The sequence below is a fragment of the Nocardia altamirensis NBRC 108246 genome, from assembly GCF_001612685.1.
Lineage (GTDB): Bacteria > Actinomycetota > Actinomycetes > Mycobacteriales > Mycobacteriaceae > Nocardia > Nocardia altamirensis.
In genome coordinates this window covers 16,261-35,640 of record NZ_BDAY01000108.1, presented here as the reverse complement: position 1 = coordinate 35,640, position 19,380 = coordinate 16,261, and the positions used below count along the sequence as shown (strand labels likewise).

At 62.7% G+C, this 19,380-nt stretch carries 15 protein-coding genes; 4 read left to right on the top strand and 11 right to left on the bottom strand.

What is annotated here, in order from left to right; all coding sequences use genetic code 11:
- Window positions 1–85: 85 nt before the first annotated feature.
- The gene (locus NA11_RS39785; protein ID WP_141718121.1) at window positions 86–1,048 is read left to right on the top strand and encodes a hypothetical protein; all 963 of its coding nucleotides are present in this window, start codon (window positions 86–88) and stop codon (window positions 1,046–1,048) included.
- 52 nt (window positions 1,049–1,100) lie between these two features.
- Here NA11_RS39785 and NA11_RS39780 read toward each other — a convergent pair whose 3' ends face one another.
- Window positions 1,101–1,526 (bottom strand): YbaY family lipoprotein, encoded by a 426-nt coding sequence (locus NA11_RS39780; protein ID WP_167837838.1) that lies wholly within the window; start codon window positions 1,524–1,526, stop codon window positions 1,101–1,103.
- 99 nt (window positions 1,527–1,625) lie between these two features.
- Window positions 1,626–2,522 (bottom strand): hypothetical protein, encoded by an 897-nt coding sequence (locus NA11_RS39775; RefSeq protein WP_218023472.1) that lies wholly within the window; start codon window positions 2,520–2,522, stop codon window positions 1,626–1,628.
- A 368-nt stretch (window positions 2,523–2,890) separates the two neighbouring features.
- On the opposite strand from NA11_RS39775, the gene NA11_RS39770 reads away from it, so the two are divergent.
- Window positions 2,891–5,656: an ATP-binding protein gene (locus tag NA11_RS39770; RefSeq protein WP_069167272.1), complete on the top strand. Its 2,766-nt coding sequence runs from the start codon at window positions 2,891–2,893 to the stop codon at window positions 5,654–5,656.
- Window positions 5,657–5,928: 272 nt separating this feature from the next.
- Here NA11_RS39770 and NA11_RS39765 read toward each other — a convergent pair whose 3' ends face one another.
- Window positions 5,929–6,318, bottom strand: coding sequence for a hypothetical protein (locus tag NA11_RS39765; protein ID WP_069167271.1), 390 nt, complete (start codon window positions 6,316–6,318; stop codon window positions 5,929–5,931).
- A 274-nt stretch (window positions 6,319–6,592) separates the two neighbouring features.
- On the opposite strand from NA11_RS39765, the gene NA11_RS39760 reads away from it, so the two are divergent.
- Window positions 6,593–7,528 carry a DUF6924 domain-containing protein gene (locus NA11_RS39760; protein ID WP_069167270.1) on the top strand — a complete coding sequence of 312 codons (936 nt, stop codon included), beginning with the start codon at window positions 6,593–6,595 and terminating at the stop codon, window positions 7,526–7,528.
- Window positions 7,529–7,730: 202 nt separating this feature from the next.
- On the opposite strand, the gene NA11_RS44435 is transcribed toward NA11_RS39760, so the two are convergent.
- The 7 genes from NA11_RS44435 to NA11_RS39720 form a co-directional block, all read right to left on the bottom strand.
- Entirely contained in the window at window positions 7,731–8,516 is a 786-nt protein-coding gene (locus NA11_RS44435; RefSeq protein WP_141718120.1) for an SMI1/KNR4 family protein, read from the bottom strand.
- 249 nt (window positions 8,517–8,765) lie between these two features.
- Entirely contained in the window at window positions 8,766–10,928 is a 2,163-nt protein-coding gene (locus NA11_RS39750; protein WP_141718119.1) for a NucA/NucB deoxyribonuclease domain-containing protein, read from the bottom strand.
- Between the two features lie 1,304 nt (window positions 10,929–12,232).
- Window positions 12,233–12,598 carry a hypothetical protein gene (locus NA11_RS39745; RefSeq protein ID WP_141718118.1) on the bottom strand — a complete coding sequence of 122 codons (366 nt, stop codon included), beginning with the start codon at window positions 12,596–12,598 and terminating at the stop codon, window positions 12,233–12,235.
- A gap of 700 nt (window positions 12,599–13,298) precedes the next feature.
- On the bottom strand, window positions 13,299–14,660 hold the full coding sequence (locus NA11_RS46055) for a PIN-like domain-containing protein (protein ID WP_167837837.1): 1,362 nt from the start codon (window positions 14,658–14,660) through the stop codon (window positions 13,299–13,301).
- A gap of 257 nt (window positions 14,661–14,917) precedes the next feature.
- Complete coding sequence (locus NA11_RS39735; protein WP_069167266.1) at window positions 14,918–15,253, bottom strand: hypothetical protein; 336 nt, start codon at window positions 15,251–15,253, stop codon at window positions 14,918–14,920.
- 17 nt (window positions 15,254–15,270) lie between these two features.
- The gene (locus NA11_RS46050) at window positions 15,271–15,438 is read right to left on the bottom strand and encodes a hypothetical protein (RefSeq protein WP_167837836.1); all 168 of its coding nucleotides are present in this window, start codon (window positions 15,436–15,438) and stop codon (window positions 15,271–15,273) included.
- An 878-nt stretch (window positions 15,439–16,316) separates the two neighbouring features.
- On the bottom strand, window positions 16,317–16,649 hold the full coding sequence (locus tag NA11_RS39720; protein WP_069167264.1) for a hypothetical protein: 333 nt from the start codon (window positions 16,647–16,649) through the stop codon (window positions 16,317–16,319).
- Between the two features lie 478 nt (window positions 16,650–17,127).
- Between NA11_RS39720 and NA11_RS39715 the strand changes: the two genes are divergently transcribed.
- Window positions 17,128–17,766 carry a hypothetical protein gene (locus NA11_RS39715; protein ID WP_069167263.1) on the top strand — a complete coding sequence of 213 codons (639 nt, stop codon included), beginning with the start codon at window positions 17,128–17,130 and terminating at the stop codon, window positions 17,764–17,766.
- 1,153 nt (window positions 17,767–18,919) lie between these two features.
- Here NA11_RS39715 and NA11_RS39710 read toward each other — a convergent pair.
- Window positions 18,920–19,375, bottom strand: a complete 456-nt coding sequence (locus NA11_RS39710; protein WP_069167262.1) for a hypothetical protein — start codon at window positions 19,373–19,375, stop codon at window positions 18,920–18,922.
- Between the last annotated feature and the right edge of the window lie 5 nt (window positions 19,376–19,380).

Here is a 19,380-nt window from a genome sequence, read left to right as displayed (position 1 = left end):
AGCCCAGTTATCCCCAAACGCGGGTTATGCACATTGAGCTCGGTGGGGGTGGTGGTAGGTGAGGTTCGGGTCGAGGATCGGCCGCATGAGAGTGACGGCGCGATGGCGTGCACTCGCGGACGGGTATACCGACCGGGAGTTGCATGGCGGAGGATGGCAGCGGGTTCGACGCGGCTACTACGTCGAATCCGGAGGTAATGCGGATCTGACTGCGGGCCAACAACATCTGCTACGGGTCGACGCGGTTGCGCAGGCATCCAGCCCGGACGCGGTCATCAGTCACGTGTCGGCGGCCGTGGCGCACGATCTCGACCTCTGGGCCACATCGTTGGCGCGGGTGCATCTGATCCGCAATCGTTCAACCGGTGCCCGCGCAAACTCCCAACTGACGGTGCATTCGATGCAGATCGCGCCCGATGAGGTGGTGCGGGTCGGAGATCACCGAGTCACCACCGTGGCACGCACCGTTATCGACCTGGCGAGATCGCTGCCGTTCGAACAAGCCGTCGTTGTGGGCGACAGCGCGCTTCGGCTCGGCAAGACCACCCGGGCACAACTGACCGAACAGCTCGCGCGTTGCTCGGGGCCCGGCACGCCGGCGGCGCGACGAGTGGTCGATTTCGTTGATGGTCGCGCAGAGAGTCCCCGTGAGTCGCGCAGCCGAGTCGGCCTGCACACCGCCCGTTTTCCTACGCCGGAACTCCAGGCCTGTGTTGTCACACCCGATCAAAAGTTCGTTGCCAGAGTCGACTTCCTGTTCCCCGAACTGGGAGTCATCGGCGAATTCGACGGGCTCGTGAAGTACCGCGGTCGCCTACGCAGCGGGCAGTCCCCGGAGGACGTCGTCATCCTCGAAAAGGCGCGCGAGGACGCGCTCCGCGCACTCGGTTGGCTAGTCGTCCGGTGGACCTGGCGCGAACTCGGCACGCCGACATGGCTGACCCGCCTAGCCCGCGCCGCCGAAATCGGCCGCCCCACCGTCGACTCGGCCACTGGCATCCGGAACCCACAGACCTTCCACACGGTTCACAGAACCCAGAGCCTCTGAATGGCACCGAACCTCTGCGAACCGCCTGGACTCGGACGGATAGCCTGTCCGGTCAGGGGACGGCGATGAGGGGCAGGTGTTGTTCGGGGACAGGGCCTTCCGTGGGCACCGTGTGCCTGGTGTCGGTGATCCAGCGCAGTTTTCCGTCGACCTCGACGGATGCGGAGACCGCTAGGGTTCGATGCGATTCGATGCGCGCGCGGTCGACGCGCAGCCGGAAGCGGGCCAGGTCCTTGCCGGACAATTCCTGTCGCGCCAGCTCGATCGATGGGGCATCGGCCATGCTGACGTCGTCGAGGCGGACCGTGATGATCGCCCGATCCGGCGGCGGCCCGCCTTCGAAGCTCAGGTCGCCTGCCACCACAAGCGGAGCTACCGGGTCGGCCTGCGCGGTGGGACGCGCGAGCGAGAAGGCCACCGCGCCGGCCAGCACCAGCGCCGCTACGGCTAGGAGAAACGATCGCGAGTTCTTCAGCATGACCAAAGATAACCAATTATTTGCCGGATTTTGCCTGGGCACGGGGTTCCTCATAGAGCTCTAACCAGTTCTGAAGACATCGGCAGATCGCCCGTTGCGCTACTTGTCGCCACCCTGGTGGAGCCACGGTGCCGAGGTAGCCCAGAAGATGATGTTCGCGCCCAGATAGTCGTTGGCGAAATCGACGAAATCTTGCTTTGTGTACGGCTTTCCGGTGAGCGGGTTGGTGTAGTCGAAGTCGGGCTCCTGGACAGCCACTGCCACCGGCCTCAGCTGCCCTCGGTACTGATGGAAGAACCGGTACCCGTTCTCCATGTGCGCCTTGTTATTCGGGACCAGGTCCGGCCCGCCGACCCCGACACCGTGATCCTTGGCGAACGCGAATGAGCGTTCCATATAACCGTTTTCGTTGTTCCAATCACACGGCCAGAAGTTGATGTACTGCACGACGGCGCTGGTTCTGAAAACGCTCTTGGCGTAGGCCATGTTCGCCATCTCGGCGTTGAAGTACGCGTCACAGGTGAAGCCGGACTTGCGCTGTTCCGCGTCGATATCGATGTCGATCGCGGTCTCCGGGAGGTTGACGCCGGCAACCCGACCGTCGAACCGACCCGCCAACGCCTTCAGCAGCTGCTGAAACCGCTGCTGCACGTTGGTGTTCCACTGCATCGCGACGGAGCCGGGCGGGCCGGGGTTCGGCCCGTTGTCATTGGTCTGCACGGCGACCCCGCCCGCGTACTCCGGATCGGTCAGCACATACTTCGGCAGCCGTGCCGGCGGCTCGAAGAACCGGTCCTGGATCTGGATGAACACCTTCTTCCCCAGCGGCTCGACCTGCCCCAATACTTCGTCGACGGCCGAGAAGTCATACCGATCCTTTTCCCGCTCCATCATCGCCCACGGCACCACGACCTGCACCCCGTCGATATCGGGCCGGTCGAGCAGCGGCTTAGCGGCAGTATCGAATTCCCCGATGGACGTGTACAGATAGTTCACCGCCCGGTCCTGCGACCGAGCCGATGCCGGGGCCGCCTCTCCCCCACTACAGCCCACCACTCCAACCCCGACCAGCGCAGCGACCACCCCAACAACCAGCCCCCGAAACCCTCGCGCCACAACACGATTCCGCGACAACTCCCGACCGTTTCCCGATCGCGTCGTGCGCACCGGCGTGCCGACTCGCGACACCAAGTAGCCATCTTCTGAACCTGACCTATGCATGTCGGCCACCATGACCCGCCCGCATTAAAGAAATATGAGACCGTCATACCCAGGTCTGCCGCCGGTCCAAGATGCCGCCCGCCACCACAAGCGGATCGCCCTACGCCAGTAGCGGCTGGTAGCGAAGCTAATATCGTGTGGGCATGCGCGGCGAGAAGAGTGAGACCGATCGGTATGAGGGCGGCGGCGACGCCCCTTCACCACGAGCCCTCTTCGTGAGCAGGTTCGCGGAACTCTGGGAAGCCGCAGGCAATCCCACGCTGCAGCGGGTCGCGGTAGCAACCGAGACACGGATGAAGGCCGCCCGCACACCGGTACAGAGCCACCGTTCATTGATGCAGCGCATCAGCGACTGGCGGACAGGTCGCAATGTGCCCTCCCGATTCGAATCGTTGGATCCGGTGCTGGTGACCTTGATTGCGCTGGCCAGACAAACATCTGCGCCCGTTCCGTCGGACCTGTCGAACCGGTCGGCCTGGCGGCGCTTGTGGAAGACGGCAATCGCCCAGCCGGTCCGCCCGACAGTGGTGACCTCATTGCGCCGCGATATCCCGACATTCATCGGACGTGCAGCCGAGGTGCAGCGAATCCTGGATGCAGCGCAGCCGAATCGGGTGGTGTCCATCCACACCGTCGACGGCATGCCCGGTGTCGGGAAAACCGCTCTCGTCATCCGGGCGGCGCATCTGCTGTCCGACCGGTTTCCCGACGGCAGGTTCTTCGTCGAATTGAATTCGCACACGCCAGGACAGGTGCCCGCGGATCCCGCCGACGTGCTCTTCACACTGCTCACTGGACTCGGCATCGCATCCGGGCACATTCCGGACTCCCTCGACGCACGGCGTGACCTCTGGCGCGATCGCCTCGCCACCAAGCAAGTGCTACTAGTCCTCGATGACGCCCGAGATCACCATCAAATCGAACCGTTGCTCCCTGCCGGACCCGAATGCCTCACGTTGATCACCAGCCGCCGCAGACTCGTCGCCTTGGACAGCGCCCACCCGCTACCACTCGACGTCCTCGATCCCGAAAGTGCCATCGACCTGTTCTGCCGATTGGCGCAACGAAACCCGCACGGGGACGACCGCGCGGCCGTCGCCTCGATCGTCCACTCATGTGGGTATCTGCCGCTGGCGATCGTGCTGCTTGCCGGTCGGCTCGCCCATCGTCCGGCCTGGACGCTCACCGGCTTAGCCGAGGAGTTCACCGCCGCCCAGGATCGGCTCGCTGAACTCGACGCAGGTCAGCGCGCAGTTCGTGCCGCGTTCACCGCCTCGTACGAAGGCCTGCCACTTGAACGGCAGCGAGTGTTCCGCAGGCTGGGTCTGCATCCCGGCCCAGATTTCGATGCCTACGCCGTCGCCGCGTTGAACGGCATCTCGCTCCCCGAGGCCCGATCCGAACTCGACGCTCTCTACACCGACCATCTCGTCGAGGAGACGAAATTCGGCCGCTACTGCCTCCACGATTTGGTCCGCGAATACGCGTGCGCCCTAGCCGCCGCGGCGCCTGACGATGGCGCCGAGCCGGTGCGGCGATTACTGGACTACTACTGGCATACCGCCGCTGCCGCGAACCGATCGCTGATCCCGAGGGGACACCCCGGCGACGAAACCCGCACCGCCCACGTAACCGACGCACTGGTGCCGGAATTCGACGACGAGAGGCACGCCCTGGCGTGGATGCGTGCCGAGCGAGCCAACCTTTTCGCCTGCGTCGAGTACACCGCAGACCACGATCCGGCGCGGATGGTCAGGCTGACCGCAGTGCTTTCGGCGTTGATGGAACGCGATGGGCCCTGGTCATCGACCCTGCGACTACACCAACGCGCCGCCGAAGCCGCGGACCGGCTCGGCGACCGGCTCGGCCGCGCCGATGCTCTCTACAACCTCAGCATCGTCTATTGGGCGGCAGGGAAGTTCGAGCAATCCGCGGACATGTTCCGGCAGGCCCTCGTCCTGTTCCGAGAGACCGGCTACACCCTCGGCGAAGCCGACACCTTGGCCAAACTCGGCGGCTTACACCGATACTCCGGTGAATATGCGCAGTCCGCCGACCTACTCCGGCAGGCCAACGCCCGGTACCGAGAGATCGGCCACACTCGCGGCGAAGCCGACACCTTGGTCAGACTCGGCACCATCCATCGCGACGTCGGAGACTACAGGCAGGCCGTGGACCTGTTCCGCCAAGCGCTGATCCTGTTCCGAGAGATCGGCTACCGTCTCGGCACCGCAGGCACGCTCAGCTTGCTCGGCACCGTGCAGTGCGCGACCGGAGACTACAAACAGGCCGCAGGCTCGTTGCTGCGGGCGGTGTCGCTGTTCCACGAAATCGGGCACCGCATGGGCGAAGCCACCAGCCTCAACCATCTCGCGACATTACATCGGGAAATCGCCGACCACGAGCAGGCGGCAAGTCTGGCCAGGCAGGCCCTGACCTTGTACCAGGAGGTCGGGTTTCGCCTCGGTGAGGCCGAGGCACTGGCCAACCTGGGCGCCGTCTGCCGGGAAACCGGCGACTACGAGCAGGCTACCGACCTCTCCCGGCAAGCTCTCGACATGTTCCGGGAGATCGGCTACCGCCTCAAGGAGACCGAGGCACTCACCAACACCGCGAAAGTGCTCTTGATGTCGGGCAATTCGGATGCGGCGTTGACAATGTTCACCGCCGCGTTGACCCTGGCCTGCGACATCGGCAGCCGACTCGAGCAGGCCCGCGCCGTGGACGGCATCGCCCGCTGCCACGCCGCCCTCGACGACACCGCCACCGCCATCACCCACCTCCGCAACGCCATCGACATGTACCGCAGTATCGGCGCGGCCGAAACCGATGCCGCGACAACCTATCTCGCCACCCTCGAAGCCATGCCGACGGAGCCCGCGAAATCGGCTCCCACACAACGGCTCTGAAAGCTGGAGACGCCGCTGATCCCCTCCACCTGCGGCGCCTCGACCACCAGCTCCGTTGCCTCGTGGATGGCGTCGCAATCATCACCTGAAGAACAGAAGTGGCACCAAGCCGGATCTGTCGCTCACCCGGGAAGCGGCAGGTCAGTACCTATGGATCGAAATTCCGGTCCGGAGAACACCGGACGCCGATAGTGCCTTGCGCGCCACACCACTCATCGGTATGCCTGGCCCCAACGCCTCCGCCGTCGTCAGGGCCAGTCCCGGATTTCGCCTCAGCGAGTCTCGTGCCCGATTCGCCGACGCACTTCCCGCACCAGCGGACTCACGTAAAACATCTCCTCAGGATCGGATGCGCCCAGGCACGCCCAGTACTCGAGCCGCTCTGCAATTCCTGGTGCTTCGGTGGCCTCCCAGACCGCAACCAAAGTCTCGACCAGCGTCTCGGTCTTTTCCGGCAGATCGTCGTTGGCCGACTCGAGAACCAGATCCAGCAGCCAGAAGCTCAGCTCCCAATCCCCCTTGTTCGCATTCAGCAGATCGACGAACTCATCGAGCCGTTCTGGATCGGCGACCTCGATAGGCCAATCCTGCATCCAACTTTCGTGCACGACGTTCGCCAGCTGCGCTACTCGCGACATCGAATCTCGATGTGGATAGGTCATGCAGCTGAAGTTAGCCAATACCGCGATCGTTGGCTAAGGAGTTTGCGTCTCGAGGTCGCCCACGCACGCCATTGCCCTCGCGGTGATCGCCACCGACACCCGATGACCCGTCGCACGCATCACCGGCGGGCTGTTACTTACAGGCCGACCAGTCAAGATCGTGAGCAGCGCAATGATCGAAAAATTAGGTGTGCGAGGTAACGCGCTGGGGTGCAGCAGTAGATGAGCCCAACGGTCCGAACAAGCGGACCGGCGGGTATGTAAGAGGAGAGTCATGTCGTATCCCAAACTCCCCCAGCCTCATCCCGGTGAAGTGCTGTTGGTCTGTACGTCCTACGACGACGACACCGCACACTGGGGTGATCTGCTCGACGGGATCACCGGCCGCAGGGAAGGCGATGTGCTCATCGTCGGGGACAGCGGGGTGCGGCTGCGCCTGATCGAGGACTGGATGTGGGATTCCGTGCGCGGCGGACACTTCCCGGCCCGCTTGCCGCGGACATCGAGCCCACCGTTCATCATCGTGGGTGACTCCGCGGCGGCCTACGGCACCGCGCCGTTGCTGGTGGATCTGGCGGTGATACCAGGGCGCGGCGTCCGGGTACCCCTGGACCGGCTCGGCGAAATCCTGTCCACCCTGCTGAGCGGCACACTCACCTTCGACCATCTGGTGAGCGAGATCGACGTGCACGGAACCTATCAGGGAAACGGCGGCAGACCGGCCTTCCCGGCGTTGCCGACAGCACCACGACGCGTTCCCTTCCCGAAACTGCCCTCCACCGATGGCGTACTGCTCGTTCGCACCTTCTTCGGCACCGATGAAGGCTGGCACACTCTGCTCGACGAGCTGGGCGGTGTCGACGACCAGGGTTGGGTCGGCGCAGACACGAACTTCGACGAGACGGACACGCAGTTCTCTCCGCTGACTGCGTTGACCATCGATCACCGAGCATTCAAGGGCCTGCTGCCTGGTCACACCCCGGCGCTGGTACCGGGACACGCCCCGACGACACTGCTCGCCGACGCCAGAACCTTCACCCAGCCCGACCGACCCCTGCTCGCCGTCGACCTGAGAGACGCTCCGGGCCGCCACACCGTCCTGCCCCGCCGCATGGTCGGATTGATGGCGGGCGCCCTGGAGATCGGCGAGGCGGACTTCGACAGCTACGTCGCCATGGAGGGCGTGAAGCAGTGGTGGGAGAAGTCCTGAAAGGTCGCCATCCGCGTGCAGGCAATCTTCGTACTCGAGGAGTGCCGGAGCCGGGATATGCCGTTCTGCAAGAGTTTTGGCGGAATCGACCAGCGACCCGGCCGGTTCGAAGCTAGGTTTCTCCACCTGGCCTCGAGGCTCAGCGGGGTTTGTGGGCACCCCGCGAGATTCAGACTGGCCAAGCCGACCATTGCAGACTGACCTATCGCGCTTGTTCCCAGATCAATTCGCCTGCGACGGCGGATGGTCGATCCCGGAGGAATTCGGTGCCTGTCTCGAGGCTGTCGGCGAGGTTGGTGAGCATGGCGGCGAGTGAGGTCCATAGTGGTCCGTCGTCGTCGCTGCCTTCGGCGGTGTATTCGGTGATGCAGCCGTGCAGGTCTCCGGGGCGGGTGTCGACAACCAATGTGGCGCCGTCGCGGTCGGCGATCGGTACGAATTGAGGTAGGTAGATTCCGGCCGGCGTACCGGCAGGCATAGCGCCCAACACTTCTGGATCGAAGTCGGCGGCCATTTCAGGGTGGCGTTGGCGTAGGTCGGTCGTGATGTCGAGCCAGAGCTGTCGGATATCGTTGCTGCGATCCAGCGATAGTAGATCGTGTTCGGGCAGGATCGGCAGTTCCGAGCCGTTGATGCGGGAGAATAGGTCCAACAGGTCCTGTGGCCATCGGTTTCCCGAATATTGTTGTGCCGCTGCGATGTCAGATGGGTCGGCTGCAGGCAGGAACGCGGCGCGACCGAGGTGGGTTTGGGTCCAGGTGGTGATGCGGTCGAGTTGTCCGCTGAGGCCTCCAGGACCAGCGTGGATGTCGAACCGGGCTCTGGAGGTGGCCGGGGTGGGGCTGTTCTCGCCTGATGGTTGAAGAATGTTTCTGGCGTTCGGTAGCGCGGTAAGGATCTGTTCGACGATCGCATCAGTGGGCACAGAGAAGTCCGTGATACCAAAAATTTCGAGTTCGTAGATTGTGTCGAAGTAGACGGCCGTCATCTCGCCGTAGTGTTCGGTTCTTCCGCGCAGGTATCTCCTGGCCGCGTCGACGAGCTCGCGAGCCGCCTGCTCCGGTGTGTCGGCTTCCCCGCGCAGGACTGCCGCTGAATCCCTGTGCTGGAGTGCGGCTGACCACTGCACCATCGCTGATCCCTTTCTTGTGTGCCTAGTTTGGCAGGGGTGCTGCGTGGTGTCGGACACCACGCAGCACCCTCGATTCTTACTGAGTCCGATTGATGGCGGCTGGGCTCACGGTGCTGGCAGGTGTCCGTTGAGTGCCTCGACGAAGAACCGATCGTCCTTCAAGACTCTGTTCCAGTGGTAGAACCAGCGCACGTCGGCCCCTCCGCTACTGTTGTGACCCGCATTGATAAAGCAGATGCTGTAACCCGGCCCTGTGGGTCCGATCGCGACGTCCGGCAGCTGGCATCCGTTGAAAGTCCGTTCCCGGCCGTCCGCTTTCGCACCTTCGGCCGACGACGCGAACGGGTACTCGTCACAGCTCGTGCCGCGCGGCACTGGCGCGGGCACCCGCGGGTTCTTCTTACATGCGTTGTCCCGGTGTTCAGTTTCCAGCTCTTTGGTTCCCTTGTGCAGCGGCACGCCGCCGGGGCGACCCACGACACCGGAGTTTTGCGCAGCCGCGATATGCCCCGCAAGCTCGGCATTCTTGGCCGGGTTGCTATAGGACAGCACCGGAGCTATCTCTGGGTAGATGCATCCCGGCTTGTTCGCTGACATGTCGTTATCGCATCGCATCGTAGACAACAGTGCCTTTTGGGTGTGCACCACCTCTTTCCACGTGTACGACGGCGACGGCGCGAAGCTGAAGTCTGCCCCCAGCTGGTCAACCGCGAGTATGTCGCCCTGCTCGATTTTGTCCGGCTCGGCCTTGTACTCGAAGAAGAACCTCTTGCCGGGTTCCATTTCCGACAAGTCCATCTTCTTACCCTTGATGTCACACCCCTTCCCGATGGCATGGCAAATAGGGGTAGCCTTGACTTTCGCGTACTTCATCGTTCCCCAGGTGTCTTCGACGATGAGGTGGTTCCGAAGTGTGAACTCCTTTGTGTTCCACTGAGTCCTGGACTCCATTTCGAAGGTCAATGCCACGCCGCCGTTCGGCTTGGGGTCGCCTGGCGCGTTGATGAGGTAGGTGACTCTGGTGACAAAGCATGAATACAACCGCTCGGTGTGCGGGAGAGGCTGCTTGTCATAGCACACCTGCTGCACTGCGGAATCCTTTGGATACGTCGGCCGATCACGCAACTGGCGTTCATCCGACGGAATCTCCACGCAGAGCAGCTCCCGCCCCGGATCCGCGGGCATGGCACGAACTTCCGCGCAGGTCGGGACGCCACGTTCCTCTGGCTGTACTGCCAGACGAGGCTCAGCTTCGCCACTGCGTATCCCAGCAGGCGGGTTAACGCACACCGAGTCCGGGCATTTGCCGGTCGGCGGGTCGAAGTCCGATGGCTGCTCACCGATGTTCCACACCAGGATGCCGCCCTCGTAATCCTGAGCCTTGCCTTTATCCAGGTCGTATTCCTCGCTCGTCGGGAAGCCGAACCTGCCCCCTTCCCACCCGAACGACCCCCAGTCGTCCCGAATCGCGCCCTTGACAACGAAAGGCCCTGGGCCGCCATCCTTCTGATAGATCGAACCGCCCTCGAACAGGGCGTAGTGACCGAGCTTGTTGGGGGTGACATCCTCGTCTCTCGTGGGATACCCCAGTTCGCCGTCCTCGCGACCCGCTTTGGCCCACCGGTCACGGAACGCGCCGAACACCAATCGGGTTCCAGTCGGTCCTGACCAGGTGATGGTTCCGTTCTCGAAGTTGTTGTAGCGGCCGTCGTTCTTCTTGGCGGGCAGTTCGTCGGTGTTCGGATACCCCAGCGGTCCGCGCTCGGCTCCGGCGCTGTTCCATTTGTCGCGGATGGCCCCGCCGATCGAGTAGGCCTCGTTGAGCCGCCAGTAGATCGCAGCGCCCTGGAACTCCTGACGGCGGCCGATACCGTCGGGGTTGACGATTTCGTCGGTGGTGGGATAGCCGATGTAGCCGGCCTCGTAGCGGTGCCGTGCCCACGCGGCCAGGAAGTGGTTGACCACCGGGTGCGCGCCGCCTGGGGCGGACCAGTAGATGGGACCGTTGACGAATTCGGTGCGCTTCCCGCGACCGTCGGGGTTGGTCAGCTCGTTGGTCTTGGGATGCAGCAGAAAGCCATTGGGGCCACCGAGTGAGTTGTATTTGTCGCGGATCGCACCGCACACTTCGTATGGAGCGGGCCAGTACACCTGGCATCCCGGCGCGACCCGCAGGCTGCGGGTGTTGAGGGCGGCTTCCATGGTCTCGGCCTTGTCGGCGTCGGCCTTGGTGAATCCTTCGGGGATCTCTTCGCGGTCCGATCGCATCTTCCCCGGCACGATCGTCGCGTTCGGATTCTCCGTCGGCTTCCATTCATCGGGCTTGGCCTTCGGGGTTTCCGACGGTGCCGATGGCGCGGGTGCGGGATTCGGTTCGGGGTGAACAGGATTCGGCGCCGGTTCCGGCGCGGGTGTCCGACTGGGCTCGACAACCGGGTCGGTCGTGCTCGGCGCGGGGGTCGCCGTTGTTGTGGTCGACTCCGCGGGAGGGTCGTCGTCGTCCGTTTCCGTGTCGTCCGTGTCCGCGGGGGCAGGGGCGGGTGGTGTTGTGGTTATGGACGGAGTGGGAGGTGTCGTGGTCGGCGGTTCGGCAGCGACGGTAACCGTGAGAGCGAGAGTCGAGAGCACAGCGCCGGTGAGCGCCAGCACTCGGGCACCGAGGCGTTGTTCACGCCAGGAGCGAGAGAGGTTGGGGGTCATACCACTTCCTGTGACGCGGCGACCGTTCGTGAGGTCGCCGCAAATTAACTGCCCGGTGGGGCATCACTGAACGGGAGTGGACGTTATCAGTTTGTAACATTCAGCGCACGGCGCCTGCATGAGCTTTAAGCTCGACTAATCGCTATGGGACAGTGCATTTCAGCCTGAGGACCGAATCACGAACTGCTGGTTAGCCTTCTATTCGCCACCTAGCCCATAGTGAGAACTTGGTATCTGTAGCCGCCCTAACGCCGAAGCGTGACAACGGTGACCCAAACACGAGGGGATCCCAAACCCATTGGGCCACAGGCCACGGAACGACGAGTTGCCGAGGCTGACCCGACTCGAGCCCTTCGGGCGCTGTGGCGTCATGAACCGCGTGCCGTAATGTGCCGAATGCGAGGGCCAGGTTAGGACTGAAATAGTCTGTGAGACTCGCACATCCGGGCGCAGACCAACAGTGTGCGCGGGCGAGCTGAGTGATTTGCCCGCCATCTCTGACGGCGGCTATCCGCCGAACCTCGACGGCACTCGCAGTCGGCAGAGGGCGGTGTTCACGAATACCGACCGCACCTGCCTGGCAGGCTCCGATGAGCGCCTGCCAGCGGCATGGCAGTGTATCCCCGGGGCGACCCCGCGAACGGGGCGTCAGAGCTGATTCTCGATCGCGGGGTTCAGGGCAATCAGGCGCGTGGGTCCCATCCCTTGATCAGTACCTCGCCAGCGGGTTCTGCAGGCCAGCACTGAAGCCGTACGTACTGTTCATGACGCAAGGACTCGTCGAGTACTTCGTCGCCATAGGGGGTTCTGGGATGTGCGGTCAGCAGCCGCGCGGTGGCGGCGAGACCAGATGACATTCTCCATCTCCGCCATCACAGGCCGACCAAAAACCAGCGCAGGTCGTCGACCAAATCCATGATCTGAACAGCCAGTCCCTCAACTTCGGATAAGGCCCACGCCTGTTCCCGGGCGTACCGGCGGTAGCGGCTGCGTTCCACGTGGTAGACGGCGTCCGGCTCGTCGAACGTCCTAGCTGACAGGGGTGAACACATGTGTGCATCGTCTTCAGCTGGCCAGCTACATTCCTGCGACCACCGACCATGAATCACCGTGTTACGCAGAATCTTCAGCTGCTCAGCCTTGCCGAGAAGCTCACGCAGATACTGGTCCGATTCGCTGAGATGCAGCTGAATCTCGTTGCCGACGAGGATCTTCGCGTTGTTGATGAGCCAGTCCATAGATTGTCCTTCAAACAGCAACCAAGCATGCTGGCCCGGATTCACGTCGAGTTCATTCGTGACGAGACGGCGTAGCACGTGTTCGAGGTCCCCGCTCGCCACTGCTACTGCCCCAATCGCCAGTACCAGGTCGTTAGGCAATCCCCACTTGCTGTCCGTTATCACAGCGTCAAATTGTGCTGACAAGCTGCGCCGAACGCACGTGAAATAGGCGGCGCTATCACAGACCCCAGAACCCGCATACGGCGCGCAAGACCGTCGGTATCCAACTCGCCGAAGACGCCGAGTGGACAGTCCGACATCGGCATCGCGGCCGCGCAGCTGGGCAACACCGAGCAAGTCGCCCGGCGGTACTACGTCCAGCGCACACACCAGGGTTCAGATGCACGCGCCCGCTTCGACGTTTTCGCGCTTCTCGGTGAATCTAGAGAGTAAATAGCGACCTGGCCCTGTTCAGGGCCGGGGACCCCGCCCGTCCGAGCTGCTCAGCAGGGGTTTGTGGGGCGGGTGGGGCTCGAACCCACGACCAATGGATTATGAGATCAAAGAGCGTCGACGCTGTACTGACCAGCGCAAATGCTGCTCGGCAGCGAGCAATACTCAGTAATACATAGCTGTTCGGTTGCATCTTCGATGATCTTGGTCCCCAGCGCCTGGCTGCGGCCTGCAAACCATTATCGGCGCACCGACATAGCAGGGGTCAACTCGGCCCGCTACGACCGGGCGCCTTCTTCGCGGGCGCCTTCTTCGCGGGCGCCTTCTTCGCGGGCACCTTCTTCGCCGGCACCTTCTTCGCCGGCACCTTCTTCGCCGGCACCTGTTCATTCGATGCCGACTCGGCGCTCAACTTGGGTACCTGATTTCCCGACTTACTACTCACTCCTTGGCGAGGAGTGACTGAAAGTACTGGGAGGCCGAACCCCTGTTGGAACGCGCGCCCGAAACTGGTGAATATTGGGCTATTCCGGAAGATCCGGTCGTAATCCTGACCGATATTGAACACCGGGTTGTTCCGGAACAGCCGCCCGTAATCCTGTCCGAAAGTGAACGGCTGGCTATTCTGGAGGATTCCCTGAAGATGTTGTCCGATAGTGAATGTTGGAATGTCCAACGTTCGTTGCCTGAAGGTTTCAAACCGGGCAGTATCAGGGACAGCAACGTCTCCCAGCCACGATGCTTCATCAACGGTCGTTTTGCTGACTTCAGCAGAAAGGTGCCGACTTGCGAGTTGCAGGAAGGCTTGCACATCGACAAGATGAAAGTCCTGACTTGAATTCTCTCGCATCTCTTTAACCAGCTCGTGGCGCGGCCCCGTATATTTCCCATCGCGCCGGACCCAGTCATCCTTTTTCTCGTTGCTGACCATCAAAACCGGCAGTTTGCGCCGCTTTGCCTCTTCCATGGACTGATGCCATACCAGAAAGTCGCCGATGGCATTGTCTTTCTTGTTGGCGTCTTTATAACCAGGCGGCACCTGACCTCCAAGGCGTCGCCCCCATTCCTTTTGTCGGCTGGACAACTCGTCGTGCGTAGGCGCTGGCCCGATCTTGCCCTCTATCAACTCTTCGACCTGAGCCAGGATTTCGTCGGACTCAAGCGGGCCATCAGGGTCTAGTGCCACGCTTGAGTCAGCCGCTTCGTCAAGCTTGTCTTGCACGTCCTGTTGTGCTTGTTCAATAACTTCGACAATGGTCTGCGCCTCATCTATGCCGAGTCCGCGCCGACGCGCGTAATCGGCGATGACGCCAGTCACATCATTGATGGCCTCGGCAAACACCGTGTCGAAATCAGTCCTGTCACTATGACGACTCCGGATCACGGACGCCCGGCGTGCAAGAAACTCGTTAGCCGCCTGATGAGGAATCCACAAACGGCCGTTCAGCAGCCGTAACGCTGCAAGGTATTCTGCGCGAGCCGTGTTCGTGAACCGGTACATGTCCAGCAGGGCATTCGCATCCAGTATCACAAGTCCGGTGGACACAAACCTCGCGAGGTCATCACCGGAGGGCGGGTAGAACCCGGGAAACATCGTCCGAAGACCTCGCACAGGATCCTTGACCACGAAACAAGCGTAAGCAGGCTCGCAGGCAAAACCCCGGTTGCCACGCCCGAAATCGTGACCTGGGCGAGGATCTCGGCCCCACTAACCGTGTCGTGAATCTCCTTCGGCCAGCGCTCGTGGCTGCGCACAAGGCGATCTAGGTCCCCTTCGGCGTGATACAACCGCGGCGTCGCCACCACAAACCCGCCCACTGCAACCAACAGAGGACCGAAGACGATGCCGCACCCGCCCCAGCGAAGACCTCTCGACTTCGGCGGCTATGCGGCCTCGGTGCGCCGATTACAGCTGTGGCAGTACCAGATCGAACGCCCTGTCATCTGGGCGACATGCTGCAGCTCGCCGCATTCGGCACACGGCGGCGTCCGGTTAATGTCCCAGCGGTCAATGGCGTCGACCAGCGCAACCCCGGCGCCCTCGACGGCATGCAGCTCGACGGAACGATCGAGAATCCGGACGTGAACAGGTACGGCCGCGGCCAGTGCCCACATCCGAGCCGTTTCGATCAACTCTGCGAGATCCTCGAACGCCAGACTGGTGGTTAGGGTGCCGAATCCGAGGATGTGGGTGTGTCGTTCGAGACGAAACCGGGCCATGTCGACGCCCTTCCCAGCTACATGGGGTCGGCGGCTACGAGCTCGGCCAGACGGGCGGTGAACGGGTAGCGGCCCGGCACGTCGACCTCGATGGACTGGACGAGCGCGTTGTCGCCGTCGATTTCGAGGATCTCGAATACCGATTGCCCGCCAACCACCAGTAGGACCTGGTCACCGATGTCCATTTCGCCACCTCTCCGAGCGACTTACTATCTTCGTGAGAGTATCGCACATATGTTCGAGTACTGGGATGATGCGTTCTCGGCACCGTTGCGCCGTGTCGTGGATCCCCCGCGGCCGGTGCTCGTGGATTTGAACAAGGCGATCGGTTCAGACGGCGCGTTCCGTGCGGACGCGGTGTCGATGCGGGTTCGCAAAGCGGGCCTTGACACGACGGGTGTCGTTCCGGGCCTGCTGTACGCCTGGGCCGAGTGCTGCGATGGGTCATGGATTGGGCTGGTGTGGTTCGCCATTCACAGCCGCGCGGGTGAGGGCCGGATCGAAACGAGGCAGTGGGTCCCGGGACGCGCACTGTCTCCCCGCGACACTCGGAACCGGCACTCATAGCAGCCGGGTCACATTCAACCGAAAAGGTCGGTCTAGCTGGAATATCGGCGCAATCTGTCCCCTTCTTTCTCTCATGTTCTTCCTCGAGAAAACGCATTCGCCTCGACAGGCTTCTCCGCTGCTACCGGCTGCCCTGGTTCCACCGGCGCCGCGCACGGCGCCGCACGCTCGGGTGGCCGTAGGTTGCTGCCAGTGTGATCCGGAGTCGGGCCTCCGCCCACCGCTGCGCCGTAGCATTCGGGTACGCGCCGGCCTTCTCAAGCTGCTCGTCCATGCAGGATTCGACGGTCCGTCTGCCGACCAGGTTCCCGGGGCGGTTCAGTTGTCCGCGGCTGTCCACACGACCTTGCGCGTACGAGGTCAAACCGTCCGCTGACGGTCGTGATCGACTTGCTACGGCGGCCCGGCGTCGTCATGCACGCGGCCCGCGATTCCGATGTGTTCGCCAGCAGCAGAGGTAACCAACGTACGCGTCGGTTACCTCCAGCAACCCCTCCTAGGACATCAGCGAGAGCAAAGTAATGACCCCGGTGGCGAGGGTCGCCGCGACGGCGGCAGCGTAAGCCCCCTTCATGATCGCCTTGGCCATCGTGGCGCCGTCGAAGCGGACGATTATGCCGGCGATGAGTCCGACGATGATCGCAACTGCGACGCCGAGGCAGATGGTCAGCACGAAAGTTGCGTGGTTATCGCCCAAACGGGCTTGGATGTCGACGCCGACGGTCGCCGACGACGAAACGCAGGACGTTGCATCAGCACGGTGCTGGCCGCAGGTTTCGTCACGGACGTATCCGGGCACTAAAGCGTCCGCCCGATTGCCCGTGCGCATGCCAGCAGTTATGGTCGCCAATGGTGGCTCCTTGTTGTAAGACAGCGTTTACCGAATGCAATGCAGCAGGCCGCCGAGTATCGTGCTCCGTCCTTGCCAGAGGACGGGGCACGACTCGTTCCGGGGCTGCCGCGACCGATCAGCGACCCGCTGCACGTGATGCACTGTAGCCGCATATCTCCCGATGATCACGGGCCGATAACACGCTGAGGCGCAGGCACTTTCACGCAGAACCGACTGGTCTGTCGACCAGATAGACGAACCTGCTGGTCACATCATTGACCACCAGCATTGCCGACAGAAACACGGTTCAAGTTACCCATGAGTCATGTGATGAAGGACACATGACGATCTGGTGAGCATCGTCACACTGTACTTGCAGACGTACGAACGTTTTACGTTCTTCCTGCATAAATACCATCGATCTATGTACTTGATTACTTGACAGTGCCCTTCGGGGCTGATTCAGTGGCTAGCCATGACACCTCGAGCCAGCAAGCCCGGAGCCGCCTCCGGGCTCCAGGTAGACGAGCATGGAATCGCGGCCGCGGCGAATTGGCTGAACGCTGAGATCCGCAACATCTGCGACGAGTGGGCAACCAAGCTCATTAACGACGCCGCCGAACTCGTCGGCGCGGAAGCGCCGATCGGCGACACCCCGGTAACTGGGGATCTGCTTACTCTGTGGGAGCTGACCAAGTTGCGGATCCGGCGAGAGGCGAAGGTCGAGCATGAGCACGTCGTAGCTGCCGCGCGCGCGGCCGGTGCAACATGGGAACAGATCGGGGAGGCGTGCGGAATCACCAGGCAAGGCGCTTGCGACCGGTGGGGAAAGATGGTCAAAGAACGCGAGTCTCAACCAGATCCGAGCTTTGCTATTGACCCCCTCGATGAGTACGACCCAGGCGGGCACGCCGAGGGTTCACCTCGACCACGGCGCCGCTACGTTCGCAAGCCGATGCCCACCAGTCAAAGAAGAAGAAAAGCAACGGCGACAACGACATTCGCACTGCCCATCGCTGGGATCGTGCCCAGTCACAAGGATCCAGCGCCGTCGTCCAACACGGCGATGGAAATCGGCCTAGCCAAGTACGCGGAATACATGGACAACTCATAGCCCGACGGGGCGCAGGCCGGAGCGCGGGCGGTGATTGGCAGGGCCCGATAGACCTATGTCGCCGCTGCCCGACTGCCCCTGTCCCTCTGGGTGGCCTGGCCCGCCGCCGAGGCGATGTTCTTCCGCGTTCTTCCGCGGCCGTCAGGCTGCGGATTCCGGTCCATGGCGCGCGAGCTGGTCTGTCCTGTCTGTTCCCTCCGGTATGGCCTGGGGCGTCTCCGATCACTCCGCGGTTCTGGCCCGCCCCTGAATGCATGACGCGCGGCCCGTGATCAACGAGGCGGGCCAGGTTCCGGTGTGATAGCCCCAGATCAGGCCATATCGGAGGGAACAGACAGGACCTGCGCGCCGGACTGCGCGAGCGTCAGCTCGCGGACGACGACGTTCGGCGTCGTCGCGCCATGCGCACAACGCGGCACGCTTCGATACACCTACACCTACCATGCCGCGAATCAGTAGACCGCCACCTGTACGCCTGACTTGACCCGCTGGAAGCGACACCACCGGTGTCGAAACGTCTCTCACGCAACTAACTCGCGAACCTGCCGATACGCACCCAACGCAACCAGAGTCTTTTGTCTTTTTTCTTTTCCACCCACCCCTGCCTGCCCCCTCTGACCTACTTGATTGATCTTGATTTTCTCTCCCCTCCCCAGTCCCACATCTCATGCCCGTCCCACGAAGTGGGTATGAGATGTGGGACTGGGGAGGGGAGAGAAAATCGACGGCGCTTGCGCCGTCCTAGCAGGTCAGAGGGGGCAGGCAGGGGTGGGTGGAAGGTGAGAAAAGTTGTGACTCCTTGTCACATCCGTGTGCTCGCGTTTTCTCACGTTTTTCGCACCCCGAACAGGCACAAGATCGGAATCCGGTACGGGTTGTGATCATCGGGTGGGTCCCTTCCTCGGCCGTCGATTATCTGACCGACGTGGCGGCTGTTCAAGGGCCTGCGCTGCGCTCCGGTCGGCTTCGCCGATGGCCTTCGGCCACCCTTGAGCAACCGTCACGTCGGCGCAGAGATGGCCTATACGAGGAAGGGATGGGCGAAGATAGTCAGGTGCGGGCGGTACGCCACCGCCTGGACACACGAAAAAGGCCCCTGCCGATTGGGACTCGGCAGGGACCTTTTCGTCTGTTCAGGTGTTGCTCAGGTGAGCTAGTCGTCGTCCTGGTTCAGGTAGGCGTCGACCTCGGCGAGCGACGCATCGTTGGGTGGCTCGTACTTCGCCCGGTAGAGCTTGGGCGGGGCGTAGTCGGCGTTGAACGCCTGCCCGGTGCCGGTGAAGGTGATGGTGAGCCGGGCGCCGGTGCGCAGGTCGTCATCGCCTGCGTCGATGATGGCTTTCTTGATGGCCTGCTGAAGGTTGCCGCGCACGAACAGCTTTCGGGCGCCGTCGTCGTCGGGGTCGGTCTGCCAGCTGGTGAGGATGACGACCTCGAGTTGCGGGATCGGCTGGCCCTGACGCAGTTTCTGCTTGCCGGTCTTCGGGTCGCGCTGGGTGGTCATCTCCTGACCGATGACCAGCCCGGCCACCGTGGTGCCCGGCTCGTCGTGCTTGCTGAACGCAGACCGGACGACCTTGGGTTCGTCGGACATGATGAACGAAGTCATGACAG

Coding starts and splice junctions, on each gene's coding strand:
- NA11_RS39745 (WP_141718118.1), bottom strand. CDS start 12,598: ATGGACTGGCTCATCAACAACGCGAAGATCCTCGTCGGCAACGAGATT.
- NA11_RS39770 (WP_069167272.1), top strand. CDS start 2,891: ATGCGCGGCGAGAAGAGTGAGACCGATCGGTATGAGGGCGGCGGCGAC.
- NA11_RS39785 (WP_141718121.1), top strand. CDS start 86: ATGAGAGTGACGGCGCGATGGCGTGCACTCGCGGACGGGTATACCGAC.
- NA11_RS39765 (WP_069167271.1), bottom strand. CDS start 6,318: ATGACCTATCCACATCGAGATTCGATGTCGCGAGTAGCGCAGCTGGCG.
- NA11_RS39780 (WP_167837838.1), bottom strand. CDS start 1,526: ATGCTGAAGAACTCGCGATCGTTTCTCCTAGCCGTAGCGGCGCTGGTG.
- NA11_RS39735 (WP_069167266.1), bottom strand. CDS start 15,253: ATGGCCCGGTTTCGTCTCGAACGACACACCCACATCCTCGGATTCGGC.
- NA11_RS39750 (WP_141718119.1), bottom strand. CDS start 10,928: ATGCGATCGGACCGCGAAGAGATCCCCGAAGGATTCACCAAGGCCGAC.
- NA11_RS44435 (WP_141718120.1), bottom strand. CDS start 8,516: ATGACGGCCGTCTACTTCGACACAATCTACGAACTCGAAATTTTTGGT.
- NA11_RS46050 (WP_167837836.1), bottom strand. CDS start 15,438: ATGGACATCGGTGACCAGGTCCTACTGGTGGTTGGCGGGCAATCGGTA.
- NA11_RS39760 (WP_069167270.1), top strand. CDS start 6,593: ATGTCGTATCCCAAACTCCCCCAGCCTCATCCCGGTGAAGTGCTGTTG.
- NA11_RS39720 (WP_069167264.1), bottom strand. CDS start 16,649: ATGCGCACGGGCAATCGGGCGGACGCTTTAGTGCCCGGATACGTCCGT.
- NA11_RS39715 (WP_069167263.1), top strand. CDS start 17,128: ATGACACCTCGAGCCAGCAAGCCCGGAGCCGCCTCCGGGCTCCAGGTA.
- NA11_RS39710 (WP_069167262.1), bottom strand. CDS start 19,375: ATGACTTCGTTCATCATGTCCGACGAACCCAAGGTCGTCCGGTCTGCG.